Genomic DNA, 22,201 nt, shown 5'->3' with positions numbered 1-22,201 from the left:
GTCCGAGCCTCAAACCCCTCACCCTTCCCACGGCAAGTGCCGCGGGCCCCTTCCCTCCCCCAAGGGGAGAGGGAGAGTTCACCGAGCAATTCCACCCGCGGCGAGCACCGCCAGCGTCACCAGCTCGCTCGCCGTGCTCGTCATCGGCGCGACCTGCACCGGCTTCTCCATGCCGATCAGCATTGGCCCGATCACCGAATCGCCACCGAGCTCGCGCAACAGCTTGGCCGAGATATGCGCCGACTGAAGACCCGGCATGATCAGCACGTTCGCCGGCCCTGACAGCCGCGCGAACGGATAGTTCGCCAGCTGCTTCGGGTTGAGCGCCACGTCCGGCGCCATCTCGCCCTCATATTCGAACCCGACCTGACGACCGTCGAGCACGGTCACCGCGTCGCGGATATTGTCGAGCCACTCGCCCTTCGGGTTGCCGAAGTTCGAATAGCTCAGGAACGCGACGCGCGGCTCATGCCCCATGCGACGCGCGACCGCTGCGGTCTGCTCGGCGAAATCGGCGAGCTGTTCGGCGGTCGGGCGCTCATTCACCGTGGTGTCGGCGATGAACACCGTGTGGCTCTGCCCGACGAGCAGATGGATGCCGAACGGCGTCTTGCCCGCCGCCGGATCGATCACGCGGTAGATCTGGCGCATCGTCTCGCCGTACGTACGCGTGATGCCGGTGATCATCGCATCGCCCTCGCCGAGCTGCAGCAGCAGCGCACCGAAGATGTTGCGATCCTGGTTCACCATCCGCTCGCAGTCGCGCCGCAGATAGCCGCGACGCTGGAGCCGGGCATAGAGCAGCTCGACCATCTTCGGCACCAGCGGCGAGACGCGGCTGTTGTGCAGCTCGAAGCTCTCGGGGTCGGTGACGCCCAGTGCACGCAACCGGTCCGGCACGTCGTCGCGGCCGACCAGCACCGGCGTGCCATAACCGCCCTCCTTGAACGCGATCGCCGCCCGCAGCACGACCTCTTCCTCGCCCTCGGCGAAGATCACGCGCTTGGGATGCGCCCTCGCGCCCTCATAGGCCATCGACAGCACCGAGGTGGTCGGGTTGAGACGCGCGCGCAGCGACTGGCGATACGCCTCGATGTCGAGGATCGGCTTGGTCGCGACGCCCGATGCCATCGCCGCCTTGGCGACCGCGACGGGAACGACCTCCATCAGCCGCGGATCGAACGGCGCGGGGATGATATAGGCGGGGCCGAAGCTGTGGCTGACGCCATAGGCCAGCGCGACCTCCTCGGGCACACGCTCGCGCGCCAGCTCGGCGATCGCATTGGCCGCGGCGATCTTCATCGCGTCGTTGATCCCCGTCGCGCGGACGTCGAGCGCACCGCGGAAGATGAACGGGAAGCACAGCACGTTATTGACCTGGTTCGGATAATCCGACCGGCCCGTCGCGACGATCGCGTCGGGACGCGCAGCCATCGCCAGTTCGGGGCGGATTTCGGGCTCGGGATTGGCCATCGCGAAGATGATCGGCGCGGCCGCCATGTCCTTGACCATCTCGGGCTTGAGCGCGCCTGCCGCCGACAGGCCGAGGAACACGTCCGCGCCCACCAGCGCCTCGGTCAGCGTCCGCGCGCTGCTCGTCGTGGCGTGCGCCGACTGCCACTGGTTCACATCGTCGCGCCCCTGGTAGATCACGCCGGTACGGTCGCACATGATGACGTTGTCGGGCCGCACGCCCATCGCCTTCATCAGCTCGGTGCACGCGATCGCCGCCGCGCCCGCGCCGTTGACGACCAGCTTGATGTCGCCAAGCTTGCGCCCGGTCACGAGGCAGGCGTTGATCAGCCCGGCCGCGCAGATGATCGCGGTGCCGTGCTGATCGTCATGAAATACGGGGATATTCATCCGCTCGCGCAGCGTCTGCTCGATGATGAAGCACTCGGGCGCCTTGATGTCTTCAAGGTTGATGCCGCCAAAGGTCGGCTCCATCAGCTCGACCGCATCGATGAAGCGATCGACATCCTCGGTCTTCAGCTCAATGTCGATCGAATCGACGTCGGCGAAGCGCTTGAAGAGCACCGCCTTGCCCTCCATCACCGGCTTCGACGCCAGCGCGCCGAGATTGCCCATGCCGAGGATCGCGGTCCCGTTCGAGATCACCGCGACCAGATTGCCCTTGGCGGTATAGTCATAGGCGGTCGAGGGATCGTCGGCGATCGCCTGCACCGGAATCGCCACGCCGGGCGAATAGGCGAGCGCGAGGTCGCGCTGCGTCGCCATCGGTTTGGACGCAATGATCTCGAGCTTCCCGGGACGGCCTTCCGAATGGAACAGCAGCGCTTCGCGTTCGGAGAACTGGAGATTATTGTCGTCGGACATAAGCGGGGCCTCGGGGGTATCTGCAGGGGGAGCCCCTGCCTTTACGGAACGCGTGGCTGTTCGTCACCCCTTGGGAACCCTTCGCAGTGCTATTGGACGTGCGGACGGTTTTCGCTACCCCGCGCCGATGTCCACTCCCGCCGCTACCCCGATGATGACGCAGTATCTCGGCCTCAAGGCCGAGGCGCAGGATTGCCTGCTGTTCTACCGCATGGGCGATTTTTTCGAGCTGTTCATGGACGATGCGCGCATCGCCGCGGCGGTGCTCGACATCGCGCTGACCGCCCGCGGGGAACATGAGGGCAAGCCGATCCCGATGTGCGGCGTGCCGGTGCACGCGGCCACGGCCTATCTTCAACGGCTGATCAAGGCCGGGCACCGCGTCGCGATCGCCGAGCAGGTCGAGAGTCCGGCCGAGGCGAAGGCGCGCGGCGGATCGAAGGCGCTGGTCGCCCGCGCGATCGTCCGCGTCGTGACCGCGGGCACGCTGACCGAGGAAGCCTTGCTCGACGCGCGCAGCGACAATTGGTGCGTGGCGATCGGTGAAGCCGGGGGATCCGTCGCGATTGCCGCAGCCGACGTGTCGACCGGCCGGTTCGAGGTCATCGACGTCGCCGATGACGCGGTCGGGGCCGAACTCGCGCGACTTGCCGCAGCCGAGATCGTCGTCGCCGAGGCGAGCGGTTTTGCAGAGGCCGCCACGACGCTGCGGCCCAGGAGCGATTTCGACAGCGGTGCGGGCGAAGCGCGGCTCAAGCGGATCTACGGCGTCGCGACCCTCGACGGCTTCGGGCAGTTCGGGCGGGCCCCGCTGGCCGCGGCGGGCGGTCTGGTCGCGTATCTCGAACATAATGCGAAGGGCGCGCTGCCCTTCCTGCGGCCGCCGCGAATCGGGCGGGCGGCACAGGTGATGGCGATCGACGCCGCGACGCGGGAAAGCCTCGAACTGACCTGCACCACCGGCGGCGTCCGCAAGGGAAGCCTGCTCGACGCGGTCGATCGTACCGTCACCGGTGCCGGTGCGCGGCTGCTCGGTGCCGATCTTGGCGCGCCCCTGATGGACAAGGCCGCGATCGACGCGCGGCTCGACCTCGTCCGGTTGTTCCATGACGACCAGGCATTGCGCGAACGGTTGCGCGCGACGCTGCGCGCGCTGCCGGACATCGGCCGGGCGCTTGGCCGCCTCGCTGCGGGTCGAGGATCACCGCGCGATCTGGGCCAGTTGCGCGACGGTCTCGACGGCGCCTGGAATCTGGGCGAGCGGCTCGACGCGCTGACCGATCCGCCGCGCCTGCTGAGCGACGTCGCACCGCTGCTGCGCGGGCATGGCAGCCTGATCGACCTGCTCAAGCGTGCGCTCGTACCATCGCCACCGATCGAAGCGTCTGACGGGGGGTATATCGCGGCGGGATATGACGCCGCACTCGACGACCTGCGCGATACCGGCGCTGGGGGACGCCGCGCGATCGCCGCACTGGAGGCCGAGTTCCGCACCTCGACCGGCGTGTCCGCGCTGAAGATCCGGCACAATGGCGTGCTCGGCTATCATGTCGAGGTCCCTGCACGAGCTGCCGATTCGCTGATGAAGCCCGACAGCGGTTTCACACACCGCCAGACGCTCGCAGGTGTCGTACGCTTCAACACGCCCGCGTTGCACGATGTCGCAACGAAAGTGTCGCAGGCGGGTGCGCATGCCACGGCGGCGGAGTCGGCGCATCTCGAGGATCTGACCGCGCGGGCGCTCGCAGGGCGCGAGGCGATCGCCGCGACCGCCGATGCGCTTGCCCGGCTCGATGTCGCCGCCGGTCTCGCCGAGCGCGCAGCCGAGGGGCAATGGTCGCGCCCGATCCTGGTCGACCATGCCTGTTTCGAGATCGAGGGAGGCCGGCATCCGGTCGTCGAGGCCGCCGTCGCCAAGTCTGGCGACCGGTTCGTCGCCAACGACTGCAACCTGTCGGAATCCTCGCGACTGTGGCTCGTCACGGGCCCCAACATGGGCGGCAAGTCGACCTTCCTGCGCCAGAATGCACTGATCGCGGTCCTGGCGCAGGCCGGAAGCTATGTGCCGGCGACCAAGGCCACGCTGGGTCTCGTCGACCGATTGTTCAGTCGCGTCGGCGCGTCGGACAATCTCGCGCGCGGCCGCTCGACCTTCATGGTCGAAATGGTCGAAACCGCCGCCATCCTCGCACAGGCGACGCCGCGGAGCTTCGTGATCCTCGACGAGGTCGGTCGTGGCACCTCGACCTATGACGGCCTCGCGATCGCCTGGGCCGTGGTCGAGGCGATCCATGAGGACAATCGGTGCCGCTGCCTGTTCGCCACGCATTATCATGAGCTGACCCGGCTCGCCGAACGCTGCGAGGCGCTGTCGCTGCACCACGTTCGCGCGCGCGAGTGGAAGGGCGAACTCGTCCTGCTCCACGAACTCGCCGACGGGCCGGCGGATCGCAGCTACGGCCTGGCCGTCGCGCGCCTCGCCGGCATGCCGCCGGTCACTGTGCAGCGTGCGAAAGCGGTACTTGCCAAGCTGGAAGCCGGGCGTGCCAAAACTGGCGGTCTGGCGGCGGGGCTGGATGATCTTCCGCTGTTCGCGGCCGCCGCGCAGATCGAGGAGGTGGCGTGCGACGTGCTGCGCGAAGACCTGGCGAAGCTCGACATCGATGCGATGAGCCCACGCGACGCGCTCGACGCGCTTTACCGGTTGAAGGCGCTCGCGACCGAGGGCTGAGCGCAAACCCGGCGAAAACCACTGTATTGCCGATACTTGCCCCCGGCCTGCAATCCCATCGCGCGGCGTCCTAGTATCACATGCAAGACGGATGCTACGCGCCGGCCGAATCATTGGAGCATGGGCTTTGGGCGGACACGGGCACGGGCATGCACACGGGCATGCACACGGGCATGCAGGACATGGGCACGCACATGCACACAGCCATGCTCCGGCATCGTTCGACCGCGCGTTTGCGATCGGGATCGGGCTCAACGTCGTGTTTGTCGCGGTCGAGGCCTTGGTCGGAGTGCGGATCGACTCGGTTTCGCTGCTCGCGGACGCCGGGCATAATCTCTCCGACGTGCTGGGCCTGGTCGTCGCTTGGGGCGGGACGATGCTCGCGCGAACCGAGCCGACCAAGCGCTTTACCTATGGGCTGAAGGGATCGACGATCCTTGCGGCGTTGACCAACGCGCTACTGTTGCTCGTCGCGCTGGGGGCGATCCTGCTCGAAGCGACACAGCGTTTCGCCGATCCGACGCCCACGGCGGGCCTGACCGTATCGATGGTGGCCGGGATCGGCATCGCGGTGAATGCGATCACCGCCTGGATGTTCGCGCGCGGTCGCAAGGGGGACGTCAACATCCGTGGCGCCTATCTGCATATGGCCGCGGACGCGCTGGTATCGGCGGGGGTCGTGATCGCGGGCGTGCTGATCTGGCAGACCGGGATCTCCTGGATCGACCCGGCGGTCTCCATCGTCATCGCGGTCCTGATCTTCTGGCAAACCTGGGGATTGCTGCGTGAGACCGTCGAAATGGCGCTGTCCGCGGTGCCGCGCGGGATCGAATTCGACCAGGTCGACGAGGCGCTATGCACCCTGCCCGGCGTGACGGCGATCCATGATCTGCACATCTGGCCGATGAGCACGACGGAGCCCGTCCTGACCGCGCACCTGGTCATGCCGGGCGGCCATCCCGGCGATCCGTTCCTCACCTCGACCCGCACGATGCTGCAGGAGCGTTTCGGGATCGGCCATGCCACGTTGCAGGTCGAGACGGGCGACGGTCAGCCATGCTCGATGACGCGCCACACGGCGATATGAACCTTTGGGGCGTTGCGCGGGTTATCCTAGTATAGTTCTGGAGTAATACCCGATGAAGAAGCATTTTATCGCTGCGCTCATGTCCGTCGCCGTGGTCGCCCCCGCAATGGTGCCTGTCGAAGCCGCTGCTCAGCGTCATGACGACCGCCGGGGAAATGATTCGCGCCGCGGCAACGACCGCAACTGGCGCGGTGACGACCGCAACTGGGATCCGTCGCGCAGCTATCAGAACGGCAACTACCGCGAGCGTCGGCTCGGTCGCAACGACCGGATCTATCGCGGCAACGATGGCCGGGCCTATTGCAAGCGCAACGATGGCACGACCGGGCTCGTGATCGGCGCACTCGGTGGCGGCGTTCTTGCCAATCTGATCGGCGGCGGCACGCTCGGAACGCTGGCGGGTGCCGGTGGCGGTGCACTGCTCGGACGGTCGGTCGACCGCGGTAACGTCAAGTGCCGCTGAGCTTTTTTGCTCGGTAAATGAAGATACGGCGGCCGAGCGATCGGCCGCTGTTATTGTGTCTGCCTCAGCCGGTTGAACTTAATAAGCGCGAGCCACCGCAAACTCGACCGCTTCGATCATCGCGTCCTTCGCCTCGCCATTGGCAAAGCCCGCAATCGAATCGATCGCCCGCTGACCATAATGCCGCGCTCGCGCAAACGTGTCGTCGATCGCGCGGGTTGCCCGGATCAGGCGCACGGCATGCTGCAGGTCGGCGTCGGTGTCGCGACGCCCCTCGACCGCATCCTTCCAGAATTGACGATCCTCGGCCGACCCGCGCGCATAAGCGAGGATCACCGGCAGGGTCATCTTGCCTTCGCGGAAATCGTCGCCCGCATCCTTGCCCATCGTGTCCGCATCCGAGACATAGTCGATCGCGTCGTCGACAAGCTGGAAGGCGATCCCGAGGTTGCGGCCATAGGCGTCGAGTGCCGCCTCTTCATTCTCGGGCCGATCGGCCACCACGGCAGCGATTCGGCAGGCGGCAGCGAACAGCGCTGCAGTCTTTGCGCCGATGATGTCGAGATAGCGCTCCTCGCCCAGATCGACGCGGCGGGCCGCCGTCAGCTGATTGACCTCGCCCTCGGCGATGACCGCGCTGGTCGATGAGAGGATCTTGAGCGCCTTCAGGCTGCCCGCCTCGACCATGAGTTCGAAGCTGCGGCTGAACAGGAAGTCGCCGACCAATACGCTCGCAGGATTGCCCCAGATGATGTTCGCGGTGCGGTTCCCACGCCGCAGGTCGGAGCCATCGACGACGTCGTCATGCAGCAACGTCGCGGTGTGGATGAATTCGACGGCCGCCGCGAGCAGGTAATGCTGCGTCCCGGCATAGTCCAGCAGCTGTGCACTCGCGAGCGTCAGCATCGGGCGCATCCGCTTGCCCCCGCCCGCGATCAGATGACCCGCCAGTTCGGGGATCAACGGAATATCGGAGGTCATGCGCGCGACGATCACCGCATTGACCTGGTCCATGTCGGTGGTGACGAGCTTGACCATCGGGTCCAGCGAAGGCTGTGGCCCGGGATTCGAACGAGGGGAGTCGAGGCGGTGGACGGTGGCGCTCATCTGCCCGTGCCTCTGACGGCTACCGCCTCGCAAAGCAACCCTTGCCGGCTCGGCAAACCCTCACCAAAAGGCAGGCGACGGCAATAGGTGGAGGTTACACGATGCCCGACGACCTGCTGAGCGGCTATCGCCAGAGCATCGACAACATCGATGCGGCGCTGATTCATATGCTTGCCGAACGGTTTAAGGTGACGCAGGCGGTTGGCCGGCACAAGGCGGAGCACGGTCTGCCGGCTGCCGATCCCGGACGTGAGGAGCGTCAGATTGCGCGGTTGCGTCGGCTCGCCGAGGAAGCCCAGCTCGATCCGGAATTCTCCGAAAAGTTTTTACGGTTCATCATCGACGAGGTGATCCGCCACCACCAGAAACTTTGCGAATGACACGCTGGGCGGTGACGGCAGCTTGAGCGCTGCACGGCATCGCCAAGGCGGCGCGGCGTCTCCGCCAGACCGCACGGCCCCGTATAATTTGCTACAGCACAGCTTTATCGACCTGCACGCGCGGGTCGGTTAGGGGAGCGCGATGAGCTTCCTCCTCGCTATCGAAGGCGCCGACGGCGCCGGTAAGGCCACGGCCTCCGCACTGGTCGTCGAGCAGTTGCAGGCCGCCGGACGCAGCGCCGCGGTCATTTCGTTCCCGCGCTATACGGACACGGTCGGCGGCTGGGCGCTGGGGGCGATGCTCGCGGGCACGCTGCCACGCGGCACGTCACCAAAGGCCGCCGCCGTGCTCTACGCGCTCGACCGGATGGAATCGCGCGATCACCTGATAGCGACGATGGCGGCGAACGACGTCGTCGTGTTTGACCGCTATATCGCGTCGAACATGGCGTATCAGGCGGCGCAGGTGCCCGTCGACGAAGCGGATACGATGATGGCCTGGATCGCGGATCTCGAAACGGGCAGCTTTGCCCTGCCGACGCCTGATCTATCCGTCTACCTCGATACGCCGGCAGACATTGCACGCGGGCTGATCCGCCAGAAGCGCAAGCGCTCCTATACCGACGATGCGTTCGACGCTTACGAAGCGGATACCGGGCTCCAGGACCGCGTCCGCGTCAACTATGCCGCGATGGCGGCGGCAGGGCTGCTCGGCCGCTGGGCGACCGTATCAACGGTCACGGCCGGCGCTTCGCGACTGCCAGCGGACATTGCACGCGATATCGTTGCATTGCTGCGCTGAACGCCCCGGAAGGAGATCGGCATGGCCGTCACCGATATTGCCACGCGTACCTATGACCACGGCTTCCGGCTCGATCCGATCGTCCGCAGCCTGCTCGATACCGATTTCTACAAGCTGCTGATGTTGCAGATGATCCGTCACCTGCATCCCAAGGTGCAGACGACCTTTACCCTGATCAACCGCACGACGAGCGTGCGGCTGGCGGACATCATCGACGAAGGCGAACTGCGCGCGCAACTCGATCATGCGCGCACGGTGCGGTTCGGGAAGAAGGAGCTGATCTGGCTCGCTGGCAACAGCTTCTATGGCCAGGATCGCATGTTTGCGCCCGAATTCCTGCAGTGGCTTGCCGCCTTCCGGCTGCCTGAATACGAGCTGCGGACCGTCGACGGACAGTTCGAGCTGCGCTTCGAGGGCTGCTGGGCGGAAACGACGATGTGGGAAATCCCCGCGCTCGCGATCATCAATGAATTGCGCGCGCGCGCGGCGGTCCGCGATCGCGGACGTTTCGCGCTCGACGTGATCTATGCCCGTGCGAAGGCCAAATTGTGGGACAAAGTCGAACGGTTGAGGGATCTGCCCGATCTGGTCCTGTCCGACTTCGGCACGCGCCGCCGCCATGGCTTCCTGTGGCAGCGCTGGTGCGTCGAGGCGCTCAAGGAAGGGCTTGGCAGCCGCTTCATCGGCACGTCGAACGTCTTGCTGGCGATGGATAACGATCTGGAAGCCATCGGCACCAACGCGCATGAATTGCCGATGGTCTATGCCGCACTGGCCGACGACGACCGGGGGATAGCGGATGCGCCCTACCGGGTGCTCGATGACTGGCGACGCCATTATGGCGGCAATCTGCTGATCGCGTTGCCCGACGCGTTCGGAACGAGCGCGTTCCTCGCGAACGCGCCCGACTGGGTCGCCGACTGGACGGGCTTCCGCCCCGACAGTGCACCCCCGATCGCCGGTGGCGAAGCGATCATTGCCTGGTGGAAGGCACAGGGTCGCGACCCTAAAACGAGACTGCTGATCTTTTCGGACGGCATGGATGTCGACACGATCGAAGAGACTTATCGGCATTTCCACGGCCGGGTGCGGATGAGTTTTGGCTGGGGGACCAATCTGACCAACGACTTCCGAGGGTGCGACCCCGATGGCATGGCCGGACTCGAGCCGATTTCGCTGGTTGCCAAGGTCACGCAGGCCAATGGACGCCCGGCGGTCAAGCTGTCGGACAATCCGGCCAAGGCGACCGGCGATCCGGGCGAGATTGCCCGGTACCTGCGAATCTTCGGCGACGAGGGCCGCACGAACGCGAAGGTCGCGGTCTAGACCCTGCGCCACCGCCCTAAAATGGCCATGCCCTGCCGCCACGGGTAGCGCCCATGGCTGTTTCGCGATTCCCCCTCGGCGCGTCGATTACCTGGTCGGGACGCATCGCGCTGCTCTTCGCCGCGCTGCTGCCGCTCACCCCGGCACAGGCTGACCCCGCGGCCTTCGACCTGTCTGGTCCGGCGCTGAACGTCATGGTGACGCACGGTGCGACGAGGTTGCCGATCGGGCAGGTGCCCAATCTCAGCGAAGGCGACCGGATCGCGGTGAGTGCGGATTTACCCCGTGATCAGGGTGTCCATTACCTGCTGGTGGCCGCATTCTTGCGCGGCGCGACCAATCCGCCCCCCAAAAACTGGTTCACGCAGGCCAAGACGTGGGAGCGGAAGAACAAGACTCTCGACCTGACCGTGCCCGCTGGCGCACGCCAGCTGATCCTCTTCCTCGCGCCGGAAACCGGCGGGGGTTATGACTCGATCGTCGACGCCGTCCGCAAACAGCCCGGCGCGTTCGTCCGCGCCTCGCAGGAGCTCAACCAGGCGTCGCTCGACCGCGCGCGGCTCGACACGTTCCTGGACTCGATCCACCGCCTCGAGCGCACGCATCCTGAACGGATCGAGACCGTATCACCCGTCCTGACCCGCAGCCTGTCAATCACGCTCAAGGCCGAATGCCTCGAGCAGGCGATCGATCTCCAGGCGGCCTGCCTGACGCAGAGCCGAAGCTCGCTACTGCTGGCCGACAGTCACAGCGCATCGCTGACCGAAACCCTCGTCGGCGCCCCCACCGATCTGGCCTTGCAACTCGCCGCAACACCCGAGGCCGGATACGGCTATTACAGCTCCTATATCGGTGTCGTTCGCGATCTTGCCCGGATTTTTGGCGCATTCCAGTCGACCCAGTTCCAGTATATACCCGCCCTCGGCCGTGCGGCAGAGGCGCGCCTGTCGCTGTTGCTGAACGCCGCCCCCTCCTTTGCAAAGCCCAAGTCGGTCATGGTCGCGGCGCTTCCGGCGATCGAGGCGCCCGAGCCGCCGCCGCTGCGGACGATCGCGCCCGGTCGCGCGCTGTGTCGAGCACGAGAGGGTGTGCTGCTTCCAGTCGAAGGCGCGCCGCTGATCTATGCCACGCGCTATGCGCATGCGATGGCGGTCCGCGTGACGCGTGCCGACGGCAGCACGCTCGATCTGCCGGTCAGCGCCGATGTCGAACGCGGGGGTTTCCTTCTCGCCGGCCCGGGCAGCTACGGCGGCGATCTGCGAGTCAGCTTTGACGCCACGCTTCACGGCGTATGGGGCTTCACCCCGTTCGACGGTCCACGCTTTCGCATCCAGAGTCCGCGCGCGAACAGCTGGCGCGCGATCGAGGGCACCACGGTGATCGCCGGACGCGATAACAGCCTGACGATCGAGGGCGGAGCAGCCGCCTGTGTCGAGGACATCGCGCTCGCCCGCACCTCCGGCACGACCGAGCCGCTCAAATGGGCCGCATTGCCGGATGGCCGGATCACTGCAACGATCCCGAAGGCGCAGATCGCGGCGGGGCAGGTCAGCCTGCTCGTCCGCCAGCAGGGAATCGCAGACGTCGACACGATCGCCCTGACCGCCTTGACGGAGACGGGGCGGATCGACGCGTTCACGCTGCACGCCGGCGATCTTCATGGTGTCCTGACGGGCACACGGCTGGACACCGTCGCCTCGCTGAGCGTCGATGGCGCGGTATTCAGCCCTGGTGCGGTGGTACGGACCGGCAAGGCCGACGAACGCGTCATGACGGTCCACACGCCTGCTCCGGTCGCCGCCTGGACCGTAGGCCAGGATCGATCGGGGCGGGTGACGCTGAAGGACGGTCGCGTGCTGCCGGTCGCCGTGCATGTCGCTCCCGCGCGGCCGTCGGTCACACTCATCGACAAGACCTTCGCCCCGGCGGCGCACGCAGCGTCGCTGCCGATCACATTGCCGTCGGGCACCGTCATGTCGGTCGATGCCAGCCTGACCTTTTCGCTCCGCGGCGCGGGGGCGACCCGGTTCAGCGGACGCGAACAGGTCGAGATCGCCACGGTCGACGGACGCGCGTCGACGGTCATCGCCGCAGCGAACGGCTACCGCGTCCAGAGTGCACAAGTCGCGATTGCGACGATCGAACCGGCCAAGGCGCTGGGCGTATCGGCCTATGGCCCGCTGCGATACCGCCTCCTGCAGGACGGTGCGGAAAGCGACTGGGCGCCACTCGTCACCCTCGTCCGCCTGCCGACCATCACGGGCGTGACATGCGACAAGGGCGCGCCGCGCTGCCTGCTGACCGGTGACGCGCTGTATCTGCTCGCCGCTGTTGGCGGAGACGCGCAGTTCACCGGCGTTGCGGCAATTCCCGACGGCTATACCGCCAGTACGGTCGCCATTCCGCGCCCGACCGACACGCTGTTCCTCAAGCTGCGCGACGATGATTCAGTCGTTGCGACCGCCAAGCCGAACGTCGTCGACCGCTAGCCCAGAGAGGCGTCGAGCCTTGTCACAGATCCTTTGGCTCGCGTGAGAGGCGGGCCATCAGGATCGCGGCGCGCTTGGCCTGACGGCGAATGCTCGCAAGGTCGACCGTCTCCCCCGGTGCATGATCACCGCTGCTCGCGGTTCCGAGCCCGATCAGCCCGTCGACGTCACCCGCGACGAACGCAATGTCACCCGCACCCCGCTTGAGCGGATCGAGCGCCGTCATCTCGGGCAATCCCATGTCGCGATTGACCAGATTCAACCGGTCGAGCAGCGCGCGATTTCCCACCGTCGGCGGCATGGCGGGATACCCGCTTTCGAACCGGATCGTGGCATTCGTGCCGGGCGCATGCGCCGCGACGATCCGCTCCATCTTCGCACGGACCCGCATGGTCTGATCTTCGCTCAGGGTTCGGAAGTCGCCACGGGCGACCGCGGTTGCAGGGATGATATTGCCCTTGCCCGTCGCGCTCGCCCGGACGGCGTCGCTGTCGAGCGCCGCCGTCGCACCGCCCGCGACCACGCCCGTATTGAAGGTCAGGTTGGGTTCGGGCAGATCCTTTCGAAATGCCGCCAGGATCCGGGCCATTTCGTTGATGGCGCCGTCGCCATAGGCGTCCGAGAAGATCAGCGACGAGTGCCCGGTCTTGCCCGACGTGGTGAGCACCCATCCGTTCGACGACCGTCGTGCGATCGATCCCATGTCGCGACCCTCGACGACCGACAGGCCTTCGAAGTCGAGCGCGATGTCGGCGCGCTTGCCCGCTGCGATCAGATCGCCCCGCGCGATCGCCACCGGGTCGCCCGCATCTTCCTCATCGCCGGTCAGCACGATCTCGATATCGGCGGCGTCCAGCAGGCCGGCGGCCTTCATCGCCCGCAACGCCGACAGCATCACGACGATCCCGCCCTTGTCGTCGCCCGCACCTGGCCCCGTCGCGCTCTCGCCTTTGCGTTCGAACCGTTGAAACGGTGAATCCTGCTCGAAAACGGTGTCGAGATGACCGATGAGCAACAGGCGTTTGGCGCCAAGCTTGCCCGGGTGCCGCGCTATCAGATGTCCCGCCCGCTGCGTCTGTGGCATCGGTTTCCAGGTCACCGCAAAGCCGAGTGGTTCGAGCTCAGCACGGACCATCGCACCGACCTTGGCGACCCCTTCGAGATTCATCGTGCCGCTGTTCTGGTCGACGAGTGTCTTGAGCAGTGCGATCGAGCGCTCATGCTCGGCATCGACGGTCGCGACGGCCCGCATTTCTGACGGCGTGAGGCGCGCCTGCGCGGCCCCTGCGAGTAGGATACCCCCGCACACCGTCGCGACCCACCGGAATTTCTGTCGTGCCATAAGCCTCGCATCTCCCTTGGCAGCATGAAAGCGGGGTTCGGCCGCTGCGTCCAGTGTCGGGAGATATGGTGGGCGCTGACGGGTTCGAACCGCCGACCTACTCGGTGTAAACGAGCCGCTCTACCAGCTGAGCTAAGCGCCCTCTCGGGATGAGACCCTGAGGTCGGGGTTCGATGCCAAAGCTGCGGCGTCGGGGCAAGCCCCAAAGCGCATGCGTTCAGGCGATCCGCAACTCGTTGCGCAAGACTGCGCCGAAATAGCCGCGCATTGCATCGCGCGCGGGCGGCGACAGCGCCATATAGGCGCGGCGGCGATCATGCGGATCCGGCTGGCGTTCGAACAGCCCGCTATCGGTCATGCGCGCGATCCAGCGCAACGCCGTCGTCGGCGCGACGGCTGCGGCGATGCACAGGCTCGATACCGACACACGGCGCCGCTCGAGATCGGCGGCGTAGAGATCGAGCAGCATGTCCCAGCCCGGATCCTCGAACAGCGTGCCGCCGAAAAACTGGTCGCGAAGCCGCCGCGCGCGGATCGCGCGTCGAATGTCGGTCGCGTCGTGTTGCGTCGCCCCGGGCGCTGCCTGATAGGCGACCGATCGATCGCCGACGATCGCCGGGGGATCGGACGGTCGATCATGATCTGCCTGTGTCAGCCGGGCAAGCGCCTCGGCAATGCGCCCGACCTCCGCGCTTAGACGCTCCAGCCGGGCCCCGTCGCTTTCGCGGGTGACGTCGAAGACCCCGGCGGGCTGGCGCGATCGTTCGATCGCGATCGCCACCGCGGCGACGCACTCGCCGATCCCGGGATCGACGAGCAGCGATGTCGCACCGCCTAGCGTCAGTGCGGTGATCGCGTCGATCTGGTCGGGCCGCAGCGCGACCACCAGCGCAGCATCGGTATCGGCGGCCCAGGCCACAATCTGCGCCATCCGCCCGGCGAGCAGCGGCGCGTCGATCCCCACCGTATCGACCAGAATGATACGCGGTGTTGCGGACCGATCGAGCGGGACGTGCCAGTCGATCCGGGCAATCAGGCGTCCGCCCAGCGCGTCCAGCGCGATCGCGAGCCGATCCCCTGCCCCCGCACCGCCAAGGTCCGCAATCAGAACCGCAGCGGCACCGCCATCATAGCGTATGTCCGCCGATAGCGCGTCGATCGCCGTCATTGCCGCATCCCCCGCCAGACGCGATTAGGCCATAGATCGTACCGGATTCACACGCCAAATGGGTCGGTTCTCGGCGGATCCGGCGGACAGGCGGACAGGCGGACGCCGTCAGTCGAGCGCCTTGACGATGTCTTCGACCATCTTCTTCGCATCCGCCAGAAGCATCATCGTATTGTCGCGATAGAACAAGTCGTTGTCGACCCCGGCATAGCCGACCCCGCCCATCGACCGCTTGATGAACAGCACGGTCTTCGCCTTCTCGACGTCGAGCACCGGCATGCCATAGATTGGCGATGATTTGTCGGTCTTTGCCGCCGGGTTGGTGACGTCGTTCGCGCCGATCACGAAAGCCACGTCGGTCTGCGCGAATTCGCTGTTGATGTCCTCGAGCTCGAACACGTCGTCATAGGGCACGTTCGCCTCTGCCAGCAGGACGTTCATATGGCCTGGCATGCGCCCCGCGACGGGGTGGATCGCGTATTTCACGCGCACCCCTTCCGCCTTCAGCTTGTCGCCCATCTCGCGCAGGACGTGCTGTGCCTGGGCGACTGCCATGCCGTAGCCGGGCACGATGACGACCTGTTCGGCCTGGCTCATCAGGAAGGCGGCGTCCTCTGCCGAGCCGCGCTTCCACGGACGGTCGCTGGCGGCCGCGGGGCCGCCGGCCTCGGCCGACTGTCCGAACCCGCCGGCGATCACGCTGATGAAGCTGCGGTTCATCGCCCGGCACATGATGTAGCTGAGGATCGCGCCCGACGAGCCGACCAGCGCGCCGGTGATGATCATCGCGGTGTTGTGGAGCGTGAAGCCCATCGCCGCCGCCGCCCAGCCCGAATAGGAATTGAGCATGCTGACGACCACCGGCATGTCGGCGCCGCCGATCGGTACGATCAGCAGGAAGCCGATCACGAAGCTCAAGGCCGTGATCGTCCAGAAGATCCACGGCTCCTGATTGGTGACGAAATAGGCGATCAGCCCGAGGATCGCGGCAAGCAGCGCGATGTTGATGACGTGGCGCCCGGGCAGCATGATCGGCTTGCCGCCCATGTTGCCGTTGAGTTTCAGGAAGGCGATGACCGAGCCCGAGAAGGTGATCGCGCCGATCGCGACGCCCAGCCCCAGTTCGATCCGACTGACCGGCCGAATGATCGCGACCGGATCGCCAAGCAGCGGGATCATCAGGTCCGAGATGCCGAATGCCTGCGGGTTGAGATAGGCCGCAACCCCGACCAGCACTGCGGCAAGCCCGACCAGCGAATGGAACGCGGCGACGAGCTGCGGCATCGCGGTCATCGCGATCCGCCGGGCGGTGACGAGCCCGATCGCGGCACCGATGCCGATCGCGACGACGATCTCCCAGATGCCAACGTTGAGATGCGTGACCAGCGTCGTGACGACCGCGATCGTCATGCCGATCATGCCAAACCGGTTGCCGCGCTGGCTCGTCGCCGGGCTCGACAGACCACGCAGCGCGAGGATGAAGCACATGCCGGCGACGAGATAGGCCAGCGCGACCCAGGGGTTCACGGCTACGTCATGCATCACTCAGTTCCCCTCGGATCCGTAACGGTCACTTGGCGACCGGCCGTTCCTTTTTCTTGTACATCGCCAGCATCCGCGCGGTGACCGCAAAGCCGCCGAAGATGTTGACGCTCGCCAGCACGACCGCGAGCAGCCCGAGATATTTCGCGACCGGCGATCCCGCCGCGGCGGACGCGATCAGCGCGCCGACGATGATCACGCTGGAGATCGCGTTGGTCACCGCCATCAGCGGCGTGTGGAGCGCGGGCGTCACCGACCAGACGACATAATAGCCGACGAAACAGGCCATGACGAAGATCGACAGGATCGCGATAAAGTCCATCTCAGCCCTCCTGAGCCCCGCGAATGTTGCGAATGTTGAGACGCAAACGGGGTTTTGTATCGTGCCGGGTCATGGCTGCAAACGCGGATTGACGACCGCGCCGTCGCGGGTCAGCCGGATCGCGTCGCCGATTTCGGCATCGAGCACCGGCCGCCCCGTCTCCTTGTCCCAGAAGGCACTGAGAAAGTTGAACAGATTGCGGCTGAACAATGCACTGGCGTCGGCGGCGAGCCGGCTGGGGACGTTGCGATGGCCGACGATCCTGACACCGTTCACCTCGACGATCTCGCCCGCGACCGCACCCTCGACATTGCCCCCCTGTTCGACCGCGAGATCGACGATCACCGAGCCGGGCTTCATGCTCGCGACCTGCGCGGCCGAGATCAGCCGCGGCGCGGGGCGGCCGGGAATTAGCGCGGTGGTGATGACGATGTCCTGCTTGGCGATGTGCCCGGAGACGAGTTCGGCCTGCGCGGCCTGATATTCGGGGCTCATCTCGCCCGCATAGCCGCCCGTCCCCTCGCCCTCGATCCCGGCGACGCTTTCGACGAAGATCGGTTTCGCGCCGAGCGACTGGATCTGCTCACGCGTCGCGGCGCGGACGTCGGTGGCGGAGACCTGCGCCCCGAGCCGGCGCGCGGTCGCGATCGCCTGGAGCCCGGCGACGCCGACCCCCATCACGAACACGCGCGCGGCGCTGATCGTCCCTGCCGCGGTCATCATCATCGGAAAGGCGCGGCCATATTCGGCCGCCGCGTCGAGCACCGCCTTGTAGCCCGACAGGTTCGACTGCGAGGACAGGATGTCCATCGACTGCGCGCGCGTGATCCGCGGCATGAACTCCATCGCCAGCGCCTCGAGGCCCGCCGCGGCATAGGCATCGACCCGGGCGCGCTCGCCAAAGGGATTGAAGCTCGCGACGACCCAGGCGCCGGGCGCGACGCCTGCCAGCGTTGCCGGATCCGGCGCCTGCACGCCGAGCACGGTGTCCGCGCCCGAAATCGCCGCCGCCCGGTCGGCGACGCTCGCCCCCGCATCGGCATAGGTGGCGTCGGCGATCGACGCGGACTGGCCGGCCCCTGCCTCGACCGCGAGCGTCGCGCCCAAAGCGACGAACTTGCGGACGGTTTCGGGCGTCGCGGCAACCCGCCGCTCGCCGTCCACCTGCTCCTTGAGGACGGCGATCTTCATCGGATCAGGAAATCAGCCAGATGACGATCGCGACGATCACCGCACAGGCGATCGCGCCGATCTTCATCACGCCGATGACGCTGTCATAGGTCGCAGCATGACCCTTGATGTTTGCATCGTCCGCCATGATCCGTCCCTCGCCATTCTGTTATCGGTGCGACCTTATCGGGCCGATGCCCCAGCCTCAACCCCCGCGCTTCCAAACCCCGGCTTCACGCCGTCGTACAGCCGCGGCGACATGGTCGGAGCGCATCGCAACCGCCCCAAAGCGATATTTAAGTCGCCCTTTACCTGAAAACGCTAAAGACTGTCCGCAAACGGGACAGGATTCGCCATGACGCGCAACGGGCAGCGCCTGCTACTATTGATCGACAACGAGCCTGCACAACGGCGGCTGGTGTCCGCACTGGCGTCGCGTGGCGGCTGGCGGACCGTGTTCGCGAGCGACGGCGAGATGGCGATCGCCACGCTCGGCACGCAGGACGGGATGCAGCTCGACGCGATCATCCTCGACCATTCCGCACCGCATGAGGACGCATCGGCGGTGATCGCCGAGCTGCGCAATCGCCGCCCGGCACTGCCGATCCTGATGCTGACCGCGAACGGATCGGTCGAGCATGCGGTGAACGCGATGCGCGCGGGCGCGACCGACTTCCTGGTCAAGCCGCTCGCGCCCGACCGGCTGCTCGCCTCGCTCGATGCAGTCGTCGCCGGCACGACCGCGGGCGAGCTGCGCCCGCTGACCGAGAAGATCCCCGCGCTGCTCGCCTTCGACGAGATCGTCGGCTCGTCGCCCGATTTCCGCGCCGCGCTGGCGATCGCCGCCAAGGCCGCGCGCGGCCGCGTCGCAATCCTGCTCGAAGGCGAAAGCGGGGTCGGCAAGGAGGTCGTGGCCGAGGCGATCCACGCGGCGTCGCCGCGCGCCAAACGCCCGATGATCAGCGTCAATTGCGGCGCGATCCCCGCCAATCTGGTCGAGAGCGAGCTGTTCGGGCACGAGGAAGGCGCGTTTACCGGCGCGTTCGAGCGCAAGATCGGCCGGTTTCGCGAGGCGGACGGCGGCACGCTGTTCCTCGACGAGATCGGCGCGATGCCGATCGACGCGCAGATCAAGCTGCTCCATCTGCTCGATACGGGCGACGTCCATGCACTCGGTGCGCGGCATCCGCAGCAGGTCGACGTCCGGGTGATCGCCGCGAGCAACACGACGCTGATCGACGAGGTCGAGGCGGACCGGTTTCGCGAGGACCTCTATTACCGGCTGAACGCGGTGCAGGTGACGATCCCGCCGCTGCGCGAGCGAACCGGCGACATCCCGGCGCTTGCCCGCCATCTGCTCGCGCGGATCGCGCAGCAGCCGGGACTGCGCCCGCTCGGCATCACCGACGATGCACTGGCGCTGCTGGTCCAATATGACTGGCCGGGCAATGTCCGGCAGATGCAGAATGCGCTCTTCCGCGCCGCGGTGCTGTGCGAGAGTGACGCGCTGACACGCGCCGATTTCCCGCAGATCGCGGCGCTCGGCAGCCGTCGCCGGCCCGAGCCCGCGACCGCGGCCGGTGGCGGTGGTGTGACGCTGTTCAGCGCAGACGGGCATCTGCGCACGCTGGAGGAGATCGAATCGGACCTCATCCGGCTCGCCATCGGTCATTATCGCGGGCGGATGACCGAGGTCGCGCGGCGGCTCGGGATCGGGCGGTCGACGCTGTACCGCAAGCTCGCCGAACTCGGGATCGACAACGTCGCCTGATCCCTAGGCGACGTTGTCCTGGAGCTGGATTAAAGGCAGCGACCTACCAGAGCACGCCCTTGACCGGTTTCAGCGGCTCGGGGGCCTCGTCGCCGATCGCCTGGAGCAGGTCGATCTCGATCGTCCGGCACATCGCGTTGAGCGGTACGTCGTGGATCGTGTCCGCGAACGGATCGACGAGATCGTCGCCGATCTGAAGTACGGCGAGGAACATCAGCCCTGCGATCGTCGAGCCGATCGGGGTTGCGAAGCCGAGCGTTTCGACCAGCCCGATCGGCAGCAGGATGCAGAACAGCCGGGTGAAAAGCGTCGGGAAGAACCGGTACTGGTTGGGCAGCGGGGTGTTCTTGATCCGCTCCATCCCGCCCTGCGCATTGGCGATATCGACCAGCAGCCGTTCGAACGAGGCCTGCTGGATCGTGTCGATCCAGCCATTGCGGCGGGCGATGTCGATCCGCCGTCCGGTGCCGTCGAGCAGGCCGTTGGCGGGATTGGTCCGCGCGAGTGCGAACGACGCCTCGTCCTCCGACAGGAAGCGCAGGACATCGGGCGCGACCGGCTGGCGGCGCAGCTGACAGCGTAGCGCGTTTACATAGGCGATCTGGCGCAGGACGATCGTGCGCTTGAGATCATGGCCTTCGGGTTCGGGCAGCAGGTTGCGCGTCATGCGGGCAAGGCTGCGCGAGGCGTTGGTCATCAGCCCCCAGAGGCCGCGGCTTTCCCACCAGCGCTGATAGGCGGAATTGTCGCGAAAGCCGAGGAACAGCGCGAGCGCGGTGCCGAACAGCGTCAGCGGCAGCGACGGCGCATGAAAGGGCAGGACATAATAGGTGATGGTTACCACGACGTCCCAGACAAAGAGCCCGAGCAACGGGCGCCACACTTCGCTGAGGATCTGGCTGAGGCGCGGTGTTGCGGTAACGATCAAACGAAAGGCTCCTTGCTGACACCTTGTCTAATGCGCGATCGCGCATTTCGCTGCAATGCGGCGATATTCCGCCCCGAACATGTGACCAGAAGATCGGCGCGGGGTCAGCCGCCGACGAGTGCGAGGTCACGCATCCCGCGCCAGACGCGCAGCGCCTGAACGGTCTCGGCAACGTCGTGGACGCGCAGGATCTGGACGCCCGCCTCGACGCCCTTGAGCGCGAGCGCGAGCGATCCGGCGAGCCGGTCGCCGACCGGGGCCTCGTTCGACAGCGCGCCGATCAGCCGCTTGCGGCTCGCCCCGAGCAGGATTGGGCAGCCAAGCCCGTGAAACATCGCCAGGCCGTTGAGCAGCGCGAGATTGTCGGCGAGCGTCTTGCCGAAGCCGATGCCGGGATCGACGATGATCCGCGTGCGATCGACGCCGCCCGCGACGACCGCGGCGATCCGCGCCTCGAGCCAGTCGAAGACGTCGGTGACGACGTTTCCGTAGCCGGTCCGCCCGTGGCCGCCCTCGCGGGGGTCGGGCGAGTGCATCAGCACGACCGGACAGCCGCTGGCGGCGACGACCTCGAGCGCGCGGTCGTCCCACAGCAGGGCGGCGACGTCGTTGACGATATGCGCGCCGGCGGCGAGCGTCGCCGCCATCACGCCGGCCTTGCGCGTGTCGACCGAGACGATCGCGCCGGCGCGGGCAAGCCGCTCGACGACGGGGACGAGCCGGGCGATCTCGTCGCCTTCCCAGACCGCCGCCGCGCCGGGGCGGGTCGATTCGCCGCCGACATCGATCATCGTCGCGCCCGCCGCGGCCATGTCGATCCCGGCGGCCGCGGCGGCGGCGGGGTCGTCGACATGCTTGCCGCCGTCGGAAAAGCTGTCCGGGGTGACGTTGAGAATAGCGGCGACGAGCGGCTGGTCGAAGCGCAGCATACGCTCGCCGAGCGCGAGCGGCGCGCGCGGCGCGGTGATCAGCGCGTGGCGATGCGCGGCGCGGTCGCCCAGCGTGGCGACGTCGGCGACCGGGATCGTGCGACGGGTCCCGTGCTCGATCACCTCATAGGCGGCGAACCACTGCATCCCGCCCGCGAGCCGCGCGACGCTGCCGTCGGGATGGCCGATCGGGGTGTCGACGAACTGAACGGGGCGGAGGTGGAGGCTGGTCATGCCCCCCTTTTCCCCAAATCCGCATGCCGTTCAAACGGCTAATCCCGTTCGTCCCGTATAGGCATCGAGCACG

Annotated in this window: 18 protein-coding genes and 1 tRNA gene; 8 read left to right on the top strand and 11 right to left on the bottom strand. The window is 66.8% G+C overall.

Features of this window, described 5'->3' with window-relative positions; translation table 11 throughout:
• Window positions 1-78: 78 nt before the first annotated feature.
• Entirely contained in the window at window positions 79-2,337 is a 2,259-nt protein-coding gene (locus SOM18_RS13950) for an NADP-dependent malic enzyme (RefSeq protein WP_031394701.1), read from the bottom strand.
• A gap of 151 nt (window positions 2,338-2,488) precedes the next feature.
• On the opposite strand from SOM18_RS13950, the gene mutS reads away from it, so the two are divergent.
• From mutS to SOM18_RS13935, 3 genes are all read left to right on the top strand, one after another.
• Window positions 2,489-5,068 (top strand): DNA mismatch repair protein MutS, encoded by a 2,580-nt coding sequence (gene mutS, locus SOM18_RS13945; protein ID WP_320481837.1) that lies wholly within the window; start codon window positions 2,489-2,491, stop codon window positions 5,066-5,068.
• 127 nt (window positions 5,069-5,195) lie between these two features.
• Entirely contained in the window at window positions 5,196-6,155 is a 960-nt protein-coding gene (locus SOM18_RS13940; RefSeq protein ID WP_031439227.1) for a cation diffusion facilitator family transporter, read from the top strand.
• Between the two features lie 52 nt (window positions 6,156-6,207).
• Window positions 6,208-6,618, top strand: a complete 411-nt coding sequence (locus SOM18_RS13935; RefSeq protein ID WP_031439228.1) for a glycine zipper 2TM domain-containing protein — start codon at window positions 6,208-6,210, stop codon at window positions 6,616-6,618.
• Window positions 6,619-6,696: 78 nt separating this feature from the next.
• Here the strand turns inward: SOM18_RS13935 and SOM18_RS13930 are convergent, their stop codons facing one another.
• Window positions 6,697-7,725: a polyprenyl synthetase family protein gene (locus SOM18_RS13930; RefSeq protein ID WP_031439229.1), complete on the bottom strand. Its 1,029-nt coding sequence runs from the start codon at window positions 7,723-7,725 to the stop codon at window positions 6,697-6,699.
• Between the two features lie 101 nt (window positions 7,726-7,826).
• Here SOM18_RS13930 and SOM18_RS13925 point away from each other — a divergent pair, with 101 nt between their 5' ends.
• The 4 genes from SOM18_RS13925 to SOM18_RS13910 all read left to right on the top strand — a co-directional run bounded on the left by SOM18_RS13925 (window position 7,827) and on the right by SOM18_RS13910 (window position 12,722).
• Complete coding sequence (locus SOM18_RS13925) at window positions 7,827-8,105, top strand: chorismate mutase (RefSeq protein WP_031439230.1); 279 nt, start codon at window positions 7,827-7,829, stop codon at window positions 8,103-8,105.
• Window positions 8,106-8,247: 142 nt separating this feature from the next.
• The gene (locus SOM18_RS13920) at window positions 8,248-8,907 is read left to right on the top strand and encodes a dTMP kinase (protein ID WP_320481836.1); all 660 of its coding nucleotides are present in this window, start codon (window positions 8,248-8,250) and stop codon (window positions 8,905-8,907) included.
• 21 nt (window positions 8,908-8,928) lie between these two features.
• Window positions 8,929-10,233, top strand: coding sequence for a nicotinate phosphoribosyltransferase (pncB, locus tag SOM18_RS13915; protein WP_031439232.1), 1,305 nt, complete (start codon window positions 8,929-8,931; stop codon window positions 10,231-10,233).
• A gap of 53 nt (window positions 10,234-10,286) precedes the next feature.
• Window positions 10,287-12,722 (top strand): hypothetical protein, encoded by a 2,436-nt coding sequence (locus SOM18_RS13910; RefSeq protein ID WP_320481835.1) that lies wholly within the window; start codon window positions 10,287-10,289, stop codon window positions 12,720-12,722.
• A 22-nt stretch (window positions 12,723-12,744) separates the two neighbouring features.
• Here the strand turns inward: SOM18_RS13910 and SOM18_RS13905 are convergent, their stop codons facing one another.
• The 7 genes from SOM18_RS13905 to SOM18_RS13875 all read right to left on the bottom strand — a co-directional run bounded on the left by SOM18_RS13905 (window position 12,745) and on the right by SOM18_RS13875 (window position 18,414).
• Window positions 12,745-14,064 (bottom strand): M20/M25/M40 family metallo-hydrolase, encoded by a 1,320-nt coding sequence (locus tag SOM18_RS13905; RefSeq protein WP_031439234.1) that lies wholly within the window; start codon window positions 14,062-14,064, stop codon window positions 12,745-12,747.
• A 66-nt stretch (window positions 14,065-14,130) separates the two neighbouring features.
• A tRNA-Val gene (locus tag SOM18_RS13900) sits at window positions 14,131-14,206 on the bottom strand.
• A 75-nt stretch (window positions 14,207-14,281) separates the two neighbouring features.
• The gene (locus SOM18_RS13895) at window positions 14,282-15,232 is read right to left on the bottom strand and encodes a hypothetical protein (RefSeq protein WP_052380809.1); all 951 of its coding nucleotides are present in this window, start codon (window positions 15,230-15,232) and stop codon (window positions 14,282-14,284) included.
• Window positions 15,233-15,340: 108 nt separating this feature from the next.
• Window positions 15,341-16,774 (bottom strand): NAD(P)(+) transhydrogenase (Re/Si-specific) subunit beta, encoded by a 1,434-nt coding sequence (locus tag SOM18_RS13890; RefSeq protein ID WP_031439236.1) that lies wholly within the window; start codon window positions 16,772-16,774, stop codon window positions 15,341-15,343.
• A gap of 28 nt (window positions 16,775-16,802) precedes the next feature.
• Window positions 16,803-17,096 carry an NAD(P) transhydrogenase subunit alpha gene (locus tag SOM18_RS13885; protein WP_031394789.1) on the bottom strand — a complete coding sequence of 98 codons (294 nt, stop codon included), beginning with the start codon at window positions 17,094-17,096 and terminating at the stop codon, window positions 16,803-16,805.
• A gap of 69 nt (window positions 17,097-17,165) precedes the next feature.
• Entirely contained in the window at window positions 17,166-18,287 is a 1,122-nt protein-coding gene (locus SOM18_RS13880) for an NAD(P) transhydrogenase subunit alpha (RefSeq protein ID WP_320481834.1), read from the bottom strand.
• Between the two features lie 4 nt (window positions 18,288-18,291).
• Window positions 18,292-18,414 (bottom strand): aa3-type cytochrome c oxidase subunit IV, encoded by a 123-nt coding sequence (locus SOM18_RS13875; RefSeq protein WP_031396100.1) that lies wholly within the window; start codon window positions 18,412-18,414, stop codon window positions 18,292-18,294.
• Between the two features lie 207 nt (window positions 18,415-18,621).
• Here SOM18_RS13875 and SOM18_RS13870 point away from each other — a divergent pair, with 207 nt between their 5' ends.
• Window positions 18,622-20,037, top strand: coding sequence for a sigma-54-dependent transcriptional regulator (locus SOM18_RS13870; RefSeq protein WP_031439238.1), 1,416 nt, complete (start codon window positions 18,622-18,624; stop codon window positions 20,035-20,037).
• A gap of 43 nt (window positions 20,038-20,080) precedes the next feature.
• Here the strand turns inward: SOM18_RS13870 and SOM18_RS13865 are convergent, their stop codons facing one another.
• The gene (locus SOM18_RS13865; RefSeq protein WP_031396098.1) at window positions 20,081-20,965 is read right to left on the bottom strand and encodes a bestrophin family protein; all 885 of its coding nucleotides are present in this window, start codon (window positions 20,963-20,965) and stop codon (window positions 20,081-20,083) included.
• A 104-nt stretch (window positions 20,966-21,069) separates the two neighbouring features.
• The gene (gene folP / locus SOM18_RS13860; protein ID WP_192069477.1) at window positions 21,070-22,128 is read right to left on the bottom strand and encodes a dihydropteroate synthase; all 1,059 of its coding nucleotides are present in this window, start codon (window positions 22,126-22,128) and stop codon (window positions 21,070-21,072) included.
• Between the last annotated feature and the right edge of the window lie 73 nt (window positions 22,129-22,201).

Origin of the sequence: Sphingomonas sp. CFBP9019 (assembly GCF_034045155.1) — a bacterium.
GTDB lineage: Bacteria > Pseudomonadota > Alphaproteobacteria > Sphingomonadales > Sphingomonadaceae > Sphingomonas > Sphingomonas aerolata.
This window is presented reverse-complemented; position numbering and strand designations above follow the sequence as displayed.